The organism is Anoxybacteroides rupiense, from assembly GCF_014196195.1.
Taxonomy (GTDB): domain Bacteria; phylum Bacillota; class Bacilli; order Bacillales; family Anoxybacillaceae; genus Anoxybacteroides; species Anoxybacteroides rupiense.
In genome coordinates this window covers 410,253-423,364 of the sequence record NZ_JACIDF010000002.1, presented here as the reverse complement: position 1 = coordinate 423,364, position 13,112 = coordinate 410,253, and the positions used below count along the sequence as shown (strand labels likewise).

13 protein-coding genes are annotated in these 13,112 nt (G+C 43.4%); 10 read left to right on the top strand and 3 right to left on the bottom strand.

The annotated features are described in order from the left end of the window. The first annotated feature begins 2 nt into the window (after nucleotides 1-2). From GGQ95_RS05695 to GGQ95_RS05660, 8 genes are all read left to right on the top strand, one after another. Nucleotides 3-803: a pyruvate, water dikinase regulatory protein gene (locus tag GGQ95_RS05695; protein ID WP_066145910.1), complete on the top strand. Its 801-nt coding sequence runs from the start codon at nucleotides 3-5 to the stop codon at nucleotides 801-803. Nucleotides 804-1,368: 565 nt separating this feature from the next. Beyond that, nucleotides 1,369-1,818: a YaiI/YqxD family protein gene (locus GGQ95_RS05690; protein WP_044744556.1), complete on the top strand. Its 450-nt coding sequence runs from the start codon at nucleotides 1,369-1,371 to the stop codon at nucleotides 1,816-1,818. A gap of 32 nt (nucleotides 1,819-1,850) precedes the next feature. Continuing rightward, on the top strand, nucleotides 1,851-3,653 hold the full coding sequence (dnaG, locus tag GGQ95_RS05685) for a DNA primase (RefSeq protein WP_066145906.1): 1,803 nt from the start codon (nucleotides 1,851-1,853) through the stop codon (nucleotides 3,651-3,653). Nucleotides 3,654-3,686: 33 nt separating this feature from the next. After that, the gene (gene rpoD, locus GGQ95_RS05680; RefSeq protein ID WP_044744554.1) at nucleotides 3,687-4,811 is read left to right on the top strand and encodes an RNA polymerase sigma factor RpoD; all 1,125 of its coding nucleotides are present in this window, start codon (nucleotides 3,687-3,689) and stop codon (nucleotides 4,809-4,811) included. A 195-nt stretch (nucleotides 4,812-5,006) separates the two neighbouring features. Further along, a complete protein-coding gene (locus GGQ95_RS05675) occupies nucleotides 5,007-5,540 on the top strand; it encodes a hypothetical protein (RefSeq protein ID WP_066145904.1) in 534 nt (177 codons plus the stop codon). A 133-nt stretch (nucleotides 5,541-5,673) separates the two neighbouring features. Continuing rightward, entirely contained in the window at nucleotides 5,674-6,036 is a 363-nt protein-coding gene (cccA, locus tag GGQ95_RS05670; protein ID WP_066145902.1) for a cytochrome c550, read from the top strand. Nucleotides 6,037-6,125: 89 nt separating this feature from the next. After that, a complete protein-coding gene (locus GGQ95_RS05665) occupies nucleotides 6,126-6,836 on the top strand; it encodes a tRNA (adenine(22)-N(1))-methyltransferase (RefSeq protein WP_044744697.1) in 711 nt (236 codons plus the stop codon). Beyond that, nucleotides 6,833-7,954 (top strand): Nif3-like dinuclear metal center hexameric protein, encoded by a 1,122-nt coding sequence (locus tag GGQ95_RS05660; RefSeq protein ID WP_066145899.1) that lies wholly within the window; start codon nucleotides 6,833-6,835, stop codon nucleotides 7,952-7,954. The genes GGQ95_RS05665 and GGQ95_RS05660 overlap by 4 nt, the downstream gene beginning before the upstream one ends. Nucleotides 7,955-7,988: 34 nt before the next feature. On the opposite strand, the gene GGQ95_RS05655 is transcribed toward GGQ95_RS05660, so the two are convergent. Together GGQ95_RS05655 and vrrA are read right to left on the bottom strand one after the other, a co-directional pair. Further along, nucleotides 7,989-8,948, bottom strand: a complete 960-nt coding sequence (locus tag GGQ95_RS05655; protein WP_044744550.1) for a 4-hydroxy-3-methylbut-2-enyl diphosphate reductase — start codon at nucleotides 8,946-8,948, stop codon at nucleotides 7,989-7,991. 80 nt (nucleotides 8,949-9,028) lie between these two features. Continuing rightward, entirely contained in the window at nucleotides 9,029-9,574 is a 546-nt protein-coding gene (gene vrrA / locus GGQ95_RS05650) for a VrrA/YqfQ family protein (protein WP_080862298.1), read from the bottom strand. A gap of 167 nt (nucleotides 9,575-9,741) precedes the next feature. On the opposite strand from vrrA, the gene GGQ95_RS05645 reads away from it, so the two are divergent. Both GGQ95_RS05645 and GGQ95_RS05640 read left to right on the top strand, forming a co-directional pair. Further along, entirely contained in the window at nucleotides 9,742-11,052 is a 1,311-nt protein-coding gene (locus GGQ95_RS05645; protein WP_066145893.1) for a DEAD/DEAH box helicase, read from the top strand. A gap of 28 nt (nucleotides 11,053-11,080) precedes the next feature. Further along, on the top strand, nucleotides 11,081-11,977 hold the full coding sequence (locus GGQ95_RS05640; protein ID WP_066145890.1) for a deoxyribonuclease IV: 897 nt from the start codon (nucleotides 11,081-11,083) through the stop codon (nucleotides 11,975-11,977). Nucleotides 11,978-12,609: 632 nt separating this feature from the next. Here GGQ95_RS05640 and GGQ95_RS05635 read toward each other — a convergent pair. Further along, complete coding sequence (locus GGQ95_RS05635; protein WP_044744547.1) at nucleotides 12,610-12,870, bottom strand: DUF2624 domain-containing protein; 261 nt, start codon at nucleotides 12,868-12,870, stop codon at nucleotides 12,610-12,612. Nucleotides 12,871-13,112: the final 242 nt, after the last annotated feature.

Sequence of the window (13,112 nt, the reverse complement as noted above, 5' to 3'; positions counted from 1 at the left end):
AGATGAATCAACGCGTTGTATACGTGGTTTCTGATTCAGGCGGAGAAACCGCTGAATTGGTCGTCAAAGCGGCCGCAAGCCAATTTAATAGCGCTGCTATTCAACTAAAGCGCGTTCCTTATGTAGAAGATGTCTCCACGTTGAAGGAAGTGGTTGCGCTAGCCAAAATGAATCATGCGATTATTGCTTTTACGCTTGTCGTGCCGCAAATGCGCCAGTTTTTAATTGAAGAGGCTGAACGTGAAGGTGTGGAGCTATATGATATTATTGGTCCGCTTATGGAGAAAATGAGCCATTTATTCAATATGACTCCTCGCTATGAACCAGGGCAGGTTCGCGTATTAGATGAAGATTATTTTAAAAAGATCGAAGCGATTGAATTTGCTGTAAAATATGATGACGGGCGGGATCCGCGCGGCATTTTGCGTGCTGATATTGTGTTGATCGGGGTGTCACGCACTTCTAAGACGCCGCTGTCACAGTATTTGGCTCATAAACGCTTAAAAGTCGCCAATGTGCCCATTGTGCCGGAAGTCGAGCCACCAGAAGAATTGTTTAAAGTATCTCGAGAGAAGTGCTTCGGCTTAAAAATCAGCCCTGAAAAGCTGAATTCCATTCGTCGGGAGCGGCTCAGAGCCCTAGGGCTTGACGATAAAGCGATCTATGCGAATATGGAACGCATTAAGGAGGAGCTTAATTATTTTGAGCAAGTAATTCAGCAAATCGGCTGCGATGTCATTGATGTGACGAACAAAGCGATCGAAGAGACCGCGAATATTATCATGAAAAAACGGAAGCTATAAGGGGAAGCCTCATGATTTTCATTGCTATCCATGCAATGTTATCAATGGCTTCTTTTTTTGTTTGTTTCGGTCTTCGACTTTTCAGCGATCATTCGTGATATTTTTGAATTTCCTTTTAGCTGGAAAATGCATAATTTTGCAGCATCTATCGTTTTGTTCATGGTGCCAGATAATGTTGTCTTAGTGTTAGGTAAAGAAATGGAAGCGCATATAGCCGTTCCAAAAATAGAATCCTTTTTTCGAGGATCGGAGATAAGCCAAGGTCGTTGAACTCCATAGTTGTGCATGGGTTAACATGTCGAGCTCCGTCTATGGTTGGACATAACGCTCGACTAGCATCATAGGCATTCTTTTATTTTTTTCTGGCGCATTCGTATTGATTGTATTATAATAAAAAATTGTGATAAAAATAAACCGTGCTACGTTTAGAGCAGAGATAGAACGAGTAAACTATTGATAGCTTATTGTCAAGAGGAAGATGTCGACAAAATTCGTTTATGTTCATGGGAGGAGAAGAAGGATTTTTGAAGATGGTGTAGAATGTAAAAAAGGCGACGGGCGACATATGACTGTTTTTGTCGATGCAGACGCTTGTCCTGTAAAAGATGAAATTTTCTCTCTTGCTCGTCAATATAATGTACAAAGTGTTTTTGTATCTTCATATAACCATTTTTCACATGTGGCGGAAATGGAGTGGGTATATGTAGATACGGAAAGAGAAGCTGTTGATTTGTATATTGTTAATCATGCGCAAAAGGGGGATGTTGTGATTACGCACGATATCGGATTGGCAAGCTTATTAGTCAATCGGGACATTTGTGTGATGTCTCCTCAAGGAAAAATGTATAGCGAAGATGGGATAGGACATGTGCTCTATATTCGCTATCTTCATGCAAAACAACGGAGACAAGGTGTGCGTATGAAAGGAATGAAACGTTTCTCTGATGAAGAGCGGCAGACCTTTCGAAAAAGTTTCGAAAAAATTTTGTCGAAATCCGCAGGAAATAAGGCATAGGACGAGAATAATAAAATTACGGAGTTGTTCGTATGGGATACCGCATTCCCGAAGAAATGATTGAAGAAATCCGGCGATCAGTCGATATTGTTGATGTGATCAGCGATTACGTTCAGCTGAAAAAACAAGGACGTAACTATTTTGGACTATGTCCGTTTCATGGAGAGAAAACGCCGTCTTTTTCGGTTTCACCCGAAAAGCAAATTTTCCATTGCTTTGGTTGTGGAGCGGGCGGGAACGTGTTCTCGTTCCTAATGGACATAGAAGGCCTTTCGTTTACCGATGCAGCCGCAAGGCTGGCAGCGAGGGCCAATATAGATTTGGCGCCTCTCCCTCTTGATCATCAGCATAAAAGGTCAGCTGAAGCAAGCGATGCCAAAAAAATGATAGAGGCGCATGAACTTTTAAAGAAATTTTATCATCATTTGCTCATAAATACAAAAGAGGGGCAACATGCACTTGATTATTTACAGGAGCGAGGCATGACCCGCGAAGTAATCGAGCAATTCGAAATCGGCTATTCGCCTCATTCTTGGGATTTTGCTGTGAAATTTTTAAAAAGCCGTGGGTTTCCGCTTGACCTGATGGAAAAAGCCGGACTCGTGATTCGAAAGGAAAACGGAGAATATTTTGATCGTTTTCGCAATCGTGTGATGTTTCCAATCCATAATCATCACGGAGAAGCGGTCGCGTTTTCCGGACGCATTTTAGGAGAAGGACAGCCGAAGTATCTAAACAGCCCAGAGACCTCGATCTTTCATAAGGGTAAGATTTTATATAATTTTCATCAAGCTCGGCTGCATATTCGAAAGCTGCAGCAGGCTGTTTTATTCGAGGGGTTTGCTGATGTTATTTCAGCATTTAAAGCGGGAGTTTCAAATGCTATCGCGACGATGGGCACAGCGTTAACTGACGAGCAAGCGCGCATTCTCAGACGCAACGTGGAGTCGATCGTCATTTGCTATGATGGTGATACAGCAGGGGTGGAAGCCACTCTTCGGGCAGCGGAGCTTTTAGAAAAAGCAGGATGCTACGTAAGAATCGCCGCTGTTCCTGATGGCCTTGATCCAGATGAATATATTAGAACATACGGCCTAGAGCGATTTCGGCATAATGTGCTTGAAGCGAGCGGCACATTGATGGCTTTTAAAATGGCCTATTTGCGTAAAGGAAAAAATCTGCAAAATGAAAGCGAGCAAATTCGCTATATTGAAGAGGCGCTAAAGGAAATCGCCCAGTTATCGAATCCCGTCGAGTTAGATTATTATCTGCGGCAGCTGGCAGATGAATTTTCTCTCTCCTTGTCAGCTTTGCAGCAGCAGCTGGAGCGCTACAAAAAAACGAGAACAGCCGCTTCTTCAAATAGTAGGCAGTCGACTGCGGCTCCGCAACTACCTTCGAAGAAACTTTTTCCAGCATTTCATAACGCTGAGAGGTTGTTGCTTGCTCACATGCTTCGAAACCGAGATGTGGCCTTTACTGTGCAGCAGACGATTCAAGGCGATTTCAACATTGAGGAGCATCGGGCAATTGCCGCTTACATTTATGCGTTTTATGAAGAAGGAAACGAACCTGATGTCAGCGCGCTAGTTGCGCGAATACCCGATGGATTAAAACCGCTTGTGACGGAGCTATCAATGATGCTTATCAATGAAAACCTTTCATCACAAGAATTAAATGATTACATGAAACATGTGTTGAATTACCCAAAATGGTTAAACCTAAAGCAAAAAGAGCAAGAAAAAATCGAAGCGGAGCGCCAGAAGGATTTTCTGAGAGCTGCACGCATCGCTAAAGAAATTCTCGAAATGAAAAAGTTGTTATCTAGTTCATAATGTCGTCTGAAAGTTTTAGAAGGAGGGGACGAAATGGCTGAAAAATCAGCTCGTTCAAAACAAGTCGACTCTGATGTAACTCTGGAACAAGTAAAAGAACAGTTACTGGAATTAGGAAAAAAACGCGGTGTATTAACATATGAAGAAATTGCCGAGCGCTTATCTGGTTTCGATCTCGATTCAGATCAAATGGATGAATACTATGAGTATTTAACGGAGCAGGGTGTGGATATTATTAGCGAATCGGATTTAGACGATGACCCAGATCTCGATGACCTTGTAAAAGAGGAGGAATTTGATCTAAATGATTTAACGGTTCCTCCCGGCGTAAAAATTAATGATCCTGTCCGCATGTATTTAAAAGAAATTGGCCGCGTTCCGCTGCTTTCTGCCGAAGAAGAAATCGAGCTGGCCAAGCGCATTGAGCAGGGAGATGAAGAAGCGAAACGGCGGTTAACGGAAGCTAACTTGCGCCTTGTTGTCAGCATTGCCAAACGGTATGTCGGACGTGGCATGCTGTTTCTGGATTTAATTCAAGAAGGGAACATGGGTCTAATTAAAGCTGTTGAGAAGTTCGATTATCGAAAAGGCTATAAATTTAGTACGTATGCCACATGGTGGATCCGTCAAGCGATTACTCGGGCTATCGCTGATCAGGCTCGGACGATCCGCATCCCTGTGCATATGGTGGAAACGATCAACAAGCTGATTCGCGTGCAGCGCCAGCTTCTTCAGGATCTTGGCCGCGAGCCATCTCCAGAAGAAATCGCAGAGGAAATGGATTTGACGCCAGAGAAAGTCCGCGAAATTCTGAAGATTGCCCAAGAGCCTGTATCGCTTGAAACGCCGATCGGTGAAGAGGACGATTCACATCTAGGAGACTTCATCGAAGATCAGGATGCAACCTCCCCTTCCGAACATGCGGCATATGAGTTATTAAAAGAGCAGCTTGAAGATGTCCTTGATACGCTTACTGATCGTGAAGAAAATGTGCTCCGTCTTCGCTTTGGCTTAGATGATGGGCGCACTCGTACGCTTGAAGAAGTAGGAAAAGTGTTCGGCGTTACGAGAGAGCGTATTCGACAAATTGAAGCGAAAGCGCTCCGGAAGTTGCGTCATCCAAGCCGTAGCAAGCGTTTGAAAGACTTTTTAGAGTAATGTCTGCGCTGAAAAAATGGCTCTCAACAACATCGCATGAATCCATATGCAGAGCGTTGTGTGAAAAAAGAAGGAGATCCTTCTTTTTTCACGGGCTCTTGCCCGCGTCTACAAAATAAAGGTTGAGACCAATAGTTTACTTCTGCCGCAAGAGAAGTAAACTATTTTTATTTCCAACCAGGAAGGTCGATCAGCATGGATGAAAAACGACGCGAAATCATTGTAAGAGAAATTGAATATTGGAAGCGCTCACGCCTTCTTCCAGAGCAATATTGCGATTATTTGCTAGCGCTTTATACAGAAGGAGACCGCTCCTCGGCTCAGACGGCTGTGAGGAGGGCAGGCGCTTGGCTTCACATTTTCTTTATATTGTTAATTTGTCTTTTGTTGCCAATAAGTGTTCTTGCCATTTATTTTACTGAATTGTCGTTTGTTTTGCAAATGCTCCTTTTATCCTTTTTTATTCTTCTTTGCTTTATTGGAATATGGAAATGGAGAAAAGAAGCGAGGCTCGTGCATCTGCCGCTCATTATCGGCGCTTTTTTGGTCTTTTTGGCTTCTGTTCATTTGAGTGATTATTATTTTCCCAAAAACAAGCCGATCTCCGCTTTGGTGATTTTTTTAAATTGCGCATTGTGGATTGTTTTTGGCCTTCGCATGCGGCTGCTTTATTTTGCGATCTCAGGGGTGTTCGGCATTGCATTGCTCATTGGTTCCTTTTTTGTGTAATGTCGCTCTTTTTCGACGATTTTCAGCGAGAAAGTGATTTAGGGCTTTTCCTTCTTCCAGATTTACAGTAAAATAAAATTGTTTGTAGCGGTTACATTTTCAGGATAGTCTATACATAAGGGAGGTTAAACTGATGAATCGAAACCCGTTAATCCCATTTGTTATTATCATGGTATTTGGGATTGGTCTAATGATTGCTCTTTCATTTAAAGGGCTTGGCGACGCTAAAGAGATGGCAAAAGAGAAAGAGGGCGGAGCTAAAACAGAACAAACAACAGCTGCAAAACCAGAAGACTTTTATAAACAAACATGTAGCGGCTGTCATGGCGTGAATTACGAAGGTGGCGTCGGTCCGTCATTAAAAGGTGTTGGAAAACGTCTCTCAGTAGACGAAATCAAGCATGTCCTTGAAAACGGTCGCGGCAATATGCCTGCAGGACTTGTACCGCCAGAAAAAGCTGACGAGATGGCCAAATGGCTTTCAAAATTGCAATAATAGCCAAAGTCCCTTTACCTTGGGTGAAGGGATTTTTTGTTTATGATACAATAAAGGCGATCATGTCGCAGTGCGGAAAGGGAGATACAATGAATGAGTTAAAACTGTCAAAGCGGCTAGAAACCGTTGTTTCATTTATACCGAAAAAATCGAAACTGGCTGATATAGGATCTGACCATGCCTATTTGCCATGCTATGCGTATTTGCATGGCTATATTACGAAGGCTGTTGCCGGGGAAGTGGCTGACGGACCGTTCCGCTCGGCACAAAAGCAGGTCGAAAAAACAGGACTTAGCCAAGTTATTTTTGTGAGAAAAGGAGACGGTCTGGCTGTAATCGAGCCGGATGAAGTGGATTGTGTGACGGTTGCTGGGATGGGCGGAACGTTGATTGCTCATATTCTAGAGAATGGCAAGGAGAAATTATCAGGGGTTCAGCGGTTGATTTTACAGCCGAATGTCGGAGCACATGTTGTGAGAAACTGGCTGATTTCCCATGGATGGGAGCTTGTGGCGGAACGGATTTTGGAGGAGGACGGACAAATTTATGAGGTTCTTGTCGCCGAGCAAGGAAACGGTTTAAAGCCTTATAACCATGACCATATAGAGGCTGAATTGCTTCTTGGCCCGTTTTTACTGAAAGAGAGGAATGACATCTTTTTAAAAAAATGGCGAAGTGAGCTCGAGCATTGGAAGAAAATTATTGCGCAGCTTGAAGAAAAAGCACTCACGCAGGAAAGTATGAAAAAAAAGCAAGAGCTAGAGCGCAAAATTCAACTGATCGAGGAGGTATTGCGATGAGCAAGGTTCCAAATGGATATGAAGTCATTCAATTATTTGAACAATTTGCCCCGAAGTCGTTAGCAATGGAAGGGGATCCAATCGGTTTACAAATGGGAACGTTGAATAAGCCGATTCATACTGTATTCATTGCGCTAGATGTGCTGGAAGAGGTAGTGGATGAGGCGATCGCTAATCGCGCAGATTTAATGATCGCCCACCATCCGCCTCTTTATCGTCCTCTGAAGCAGATTTTAACTGATCAAGCCCAAGGGCGCATCATTGAAAAATGCTTAAAGCATAATATCACAGTGTATGCAGCTCATACGAATTTAGATATCGCCCAAGGAGGCGTCAATGACTGGCTCGCTGAGGCGCTTGGACTGAAGGAAGTAGAGGTGCTTGCGCCAACGTATGAAGAGAAATTGAAAAAATTAGTAGTGTATGTTCCGAAAACTCATGCCTCTGCTGTTCGGGAAGCGCTTGGACATGCCGGCGCTGGCCATATTGGGAATTATAGTTATTGCACATTTAACAGTGAAGGGATCGGCACATTTTTGCCAGAAGACGGAGCGAATCCATTTATTGGAGCAAAGGGTGAGCTTGAACAGGTAGAGGAAGTGCGGATTGAAACGATTGTCCCCGCTTCTCTGCAAAAAAAAGTCATTGCGGCTATGCTGAAAGCCCATCCGTATGAAGAGGTCGCATATGATGTCTATTCGCTTGACAATCAGGGGCATACATGGGGATTGGGCAGAGTAGGGAAGCTGCTACAGGAAACGACATTGGGAGAGTTTGCAGAGCACGTCAAAAAATCGCTTGATGTCCCTGCGGTTCGTGTTGTAGGACAGCTTGACGATCCGGTGAAAAAGGTAGCTGTTGTCGGCGGAGACGGAAATAAATATATTCGGCAAGCGAAAATGAGCGGAGCAGATGTGTATGTAACGGGCGATGTTTATTATCATGTAGCGCACGATGCTATGGCCCTTGGGTTAAATATCGTTGATCCGGGACATAATGTGGAAAAAGTGATGAAACAGGGAGTTGCCCGCTTTTTAGAACAGGAATTTGCCAAGAAAAAGTGGAATACCGCTGTTTATGCGTCAAAAGTCCATACAGATCCGTTTACATTTGTGTAACCTACTGAATGGCGAAATAAAAACCGGGGCTGACTTAAACCCCGGTTTCTTGTTGCTTTGTTTTGACTTTCGGCAAGATTTTTTGCAGCGGTACTTTGCGCTCGCGTTTCCACGTTTCCGGATTGTTTGGATCAAACTGCTGGAGAAATTCGATCACTTCTTTGGTGATCGGAGTCGGTGTCGAAGCGCCAGCGGTGACAGCCACCTTTTTCGCATCTTTAATCCAATCGATTTCGATTTCGGTTACATCCGCTATGCGGTATGCTTTTGTTCCAGCGATTTCTTCCGATACTTGCGCAAGCCGGTTGGAGTTATTGCTCCGCGGATCGCCTACGACGATGGTTACATCTGCCTCTTTTGCCTGCTCGGCAACCGCTTCTTGGCGAAGCTGTGTGGCTAAACAAATTTCTTTATGCACTTCTACTTGCGGATACTTTTCTTGCACTTTCTTCATAATATCCGCTACATCCCATTGGCTCATGGTGGTTTGATTCGTCACCATTATGTGTTCACTATGAATATTTAGCTTGTCAACATCCGCTAGCGTCTCAACAAGATGAATGCGCGACGGATCGATACCAATGGCTCCTTCAGGCTCTGGATGCCCCTTTTTGCCGATATAAATGATTTCATATCCGGCTTTTAGTTTTTCGCGAATCAAATCATGGGTTTTTGTGACATCTGGGCATGTGGCGTCAATGGTGACAAGCCCTTTTTCACGAGCTCGCTTCTTCACTTCTGGAGAAACGCCATGCGCCGTAAAGATGACCGTTCCATGCTCAATTTTTTCAAGCAGTTCTAAACGGTTTTCTCCATCAAGCGTGATGATGCCTTCTTCAGAGAATGCATCGGTTACGTGTTTATTATGAACGATCATTCCTAAAATGTAGATCGGTCTTGGCAGTGTTGGATCTAACGCGGCATTTCTGGCCATTACCATCGCGTCAACCACTCCATAGCAATAGCCGCGCGGTGTTATTTTGATTACTTCCATTTGTAAAGCCCCTCCTTCGCTCTGCCCATTGGCACTTCTTTTTCATTATATCGGAGAAGGGGAAAGAATACAAAGAAGAACTAGATATACAATTTAGGGGTAGACGGTTTTGCTTCTTTTGGTGTTCTTTCCTTTGGTGTTGATTTGGCGGATGGCAGTTCGCGCGGCTTGTGCTCTTTCTGGTCTTTGGAATGCTGTTTCTTTTCTTCTTTGGCTTCCTTTTCTTTGGCAGGATTTATGTCTGATGTTTCAGACTCGCTATTGTCATCCGTCGGCTTCAGCTCCCTAAAAATTTTAATCATCGCTGGAAGGTTTTTTACAAATGGTCCATATTGCTGAACCATTGGCACGACGTTTTGAGCAATTCCGAGCATCTTTTGTACATTTGTCAGCATGCCGCTAATTCCTCCGCCGCTTGTCGCTGTACTGGCGCTACTGACAGCGTTTTGCATCATGGGCAGCGAGGAGAAAGGAGAGGAAGGCATCATTGGTTGTCCGCGTGAAAGCAGCCTTGATAAAAATCCGCCCATTCTTGGCTGTGGATAGGCTGCTGGAGGCGAAAATGACGAGTTCATAAATGGAAATGAGCGAGTCGGCGGAGTTGGAGGCATTGGGGGTCTCATCATCTCTTTTTCCTCCTTTCTTAAAATAGTTTATAACATAAAATATGCGAGTATCATCGAAAGTGTTTTTTATTTAGACGGCCGCCTATAGTTGCATAGAAAAGAGAAAATCGGCTATAATGATAAGTCGAGTTTATTTGGTAATACGGCAAATGAAAGGAGATGAAGCAATGAAGGAAACACGGTTTGAGAGATTTGCATTTCAGCCTTTTATCATAGAAGCCATTAAGCACCTGCGCTTTTATAAGCCAACCGAAATCCAAGAGCGCCTGATTCCATCGATTCTTCGCGGTGAAAGTGTGATTGGCCAGTCGCAGACAGGGACAGGAAAAACTCATGCGTATTTATTGCCGATCATAGAAAAAATCGATCCATCCCGTGAAGAGGTTCAAGCTGTGATTACAGCGCCTACGCGTGAGCTAGCGACGCAAATTTATCATGAGGCGTTAAAAATGATCAAACATTGCCCGCCAGATGCTGTGATTCATGCCCGATGTTTCATCGGTGGTACGGATAAGCAAAAGACGATTGAAAAATTGAAGAAGCAGCCACAGCTTGTTATTGGGACGCCTGGGAGAATTAATGATCTGCTGCGTGAACAGGCGTTGTTTGTCCATAAGGCGGACATGCTTGTGGTCGATGAAGCGGATTTAATGCTGGATATGGGATTTATTTTCGATGTCGACCAAATTGCAGCGAAAATGGCCAATCAACTGCAAATGCTCGTATTTTCAGCTACGATTCCTGAAAAATTAAAGCCATTTTTGCGAAAATATATGGAGAATCCTAAATATGTTCATGTTGCTCCGAAACAGGCGACGGCTGAAAAAATTGAACATATTCTCGTTCCGCTTCGTCATCGTGATAAATTAAAATTGTTGTATGACATGCTTGTTGCATACAATCCGTATTTAGCGATTGTTTTTACCAACACGAAAAAAATGGCTGATGAGGTAGCTTATGCCCTGAATGAAAAAAGATTAAGGGTAGGAGTGCTGCATGGGGATTTAACGCCGAGAGAGCGAAAAAAAATTATGAAGCAAATTCGTGATCTTGAATTTCAATACATTGTTGCTACGGATTTAGCGGCGCGCGGCATTGATATTGAAGGTGTCAGTCACGTGATTAATTACGAGCTGCCTCACGATCTTGAATTTTACGTGCATCGCGTTGGCCGGACTGGACGCGCTGGATATGAGGGAGTAGCAGCCACGATTTATGAGCCGTCCGATTATGATGCATTAGCAAAGCTAGAAAAAATGGGCATTGAGTTTATTCAGCGCGATCTTGTAAGCGGAGAATGGACCGATTTGCCGGCGTGGAATCAGCGAAGCAAACGGACGAAGCAAGCAGGGGAAATAGATCAGCTTGTCAAAAAAACCGTGAAGAAGCCAAAGAAAGTAAAGCCGGGATACAAGAAAAAAATGAAGGAAGAAATGGAAAAGCAGAAAAAAAGGCTGCGGCGCCTGAAAAATAAATAAGGGTTTAGGAAGGAAAGGGAGATTGGAGATGCTAAAAATTGGTTCCCACGTATCAATGAGCGGTAAGAAAATGTTGCTCGCTGCCAGTGAGGAAGCTGCTTCCTATGGAGCAAATACCTTTATGGTCTACACGGGTGCACCACAAAACACAAGACGAAAAAAGATTGAAGAACTGAATATTGACGCGGGACTGGCGCATATGAAGGAGCACGGAATTATAGAAATAGTCGTTCATGCTCCATATATTATTAACATTGGCAATACGGTGAATGCGGCGACATTTGAGCTTGGAGTGGAATTTTTGCGCGCGGAGATTGAAAGAACAGCTGCCATTGGCGCCAAACAAATTGTGCTTCATCCGGGCGCGCATGTTGGAGCTGGCACAGAGGCGGGAATTGCCAAAATTATCGAAGGATTAAATGAAGTCATTACATCTGATCAAGAGGTACAAATCGCCTTAGAAACGATGGCCGGAAAAGGCTCGGAATGCGGTAGTCGTTTTGAAGAGCTAGCAAAAATTATGGATGGCGTTACACATAATGATAAGCTGTCCATTTGCTTTGATACGTGTCACGTTCATGATGCGGGTTATAATATTGTGGAGGATTTTGACGGTGTTCTTGAGGAATTCGATAAAATCATTGGACTTGAGCGGTTAAAGGTTCTGCATATTAATGATAGCAAAAATCCGCGCGGCAGCCGCAAAGACCGTCACGAAAATATCGGTTTTGGGCACATCGGCTTCCAAGCCCTTAATTATATTGTTCATCATCCACAACTGGGAGATATTCCAAAGATTTTAGAAACTCCATATGTTGGTGAAGATAAAAACAATAAAAAGCCGCCATATCGTTTTGAAATTGCCATGCTGCGCAGCCGACAGTTTGATGAAGAGGTGCTAGCAAAAATTATGCAAGCATCATGATCAATAGAGGACTGTTCCGTTCTCTATGCATGAAAAGAATGAGGTAGTTGAATTTACCTTGGCAACATAGCAGGATTCATTCTTTCTGTTGCTGTCCGTGATAAGCGAATCCCTGATGAGAAAGCGTGCCGAAAAATGAATGGAAAACAGAGAAGCGATCCTTCTCATTATATAGGATCGCTTTTATGTTCAAACATGTAACAGAGACCGCTTATAAATGGAGAAAATCGGTCTGTGAAATCTAATGATATATAAAACCATCCGTGATGCTAGTTGAACGTGATCGAGGCAATCCGCCAAATCGCTTCCTGACCGCGAGTTTTGACAAATACCGCTCATTCATCATGATTGATGACAGCACGAAGGCCATCAGTGAATTGGTGAGATCTGGAACTGCGAGTTCTATAAACGATTGTCGGCGTTCGCAGCCGACAGACTTGCCGCTGTTATGTGATGGATGACGGAAAAGCAAGAGAAGGAATGGTTTCGACTGTGAGCATTTATAAATACCGTTCGTTTCATCCCAGGATATTTCACGAAAGAATTATCGATGCTTGTTGGTTGGATGATAGCAATAGCAAGGCAATGTATTTTGCCATAAAGAACGCGGTTTAGATCAAATGCGAAATTTTTTATTTTTTGCTGGTAAATTTCATAAATAGCTCGTTCGCTTGCTTGGCCGTTTGTGGTGATGTGATTTTCGCGAGCTCGCGAACCCATTTTGCTCTTTCTTGTGCATTAAAGATATTGATTTTGTTATTGCGGGCGATCTGGATGATTTGCTCCGCTTCCTCTAATGTTAGCGGAATATTATAATCCCGACTGTATGAAACAAGCTCTTCTGGAGTGATGGTTTTGATTTTTTGATTGATCAATTGTTGATAAAGATTCATGGTTCCTCTCCCCTTTGCGATGTATTGTATTATATGTGTATCGTATGAAGTGTAGGCCTAGAATGTGTTATGAAATTCTGTTGAAAGCCGCGGAATATCATGGGCACATGCTTTTTATGTGTCTGTATGGTCGAAAGAAAACAAGGGAGTGCGCGTTAGATTGAATCGACCAGAAGTATAAGAGCATCGGAAAATGAAACGTTGCTCGAGAGCCGATTTTATTTACAAACGGCGATCTTTTC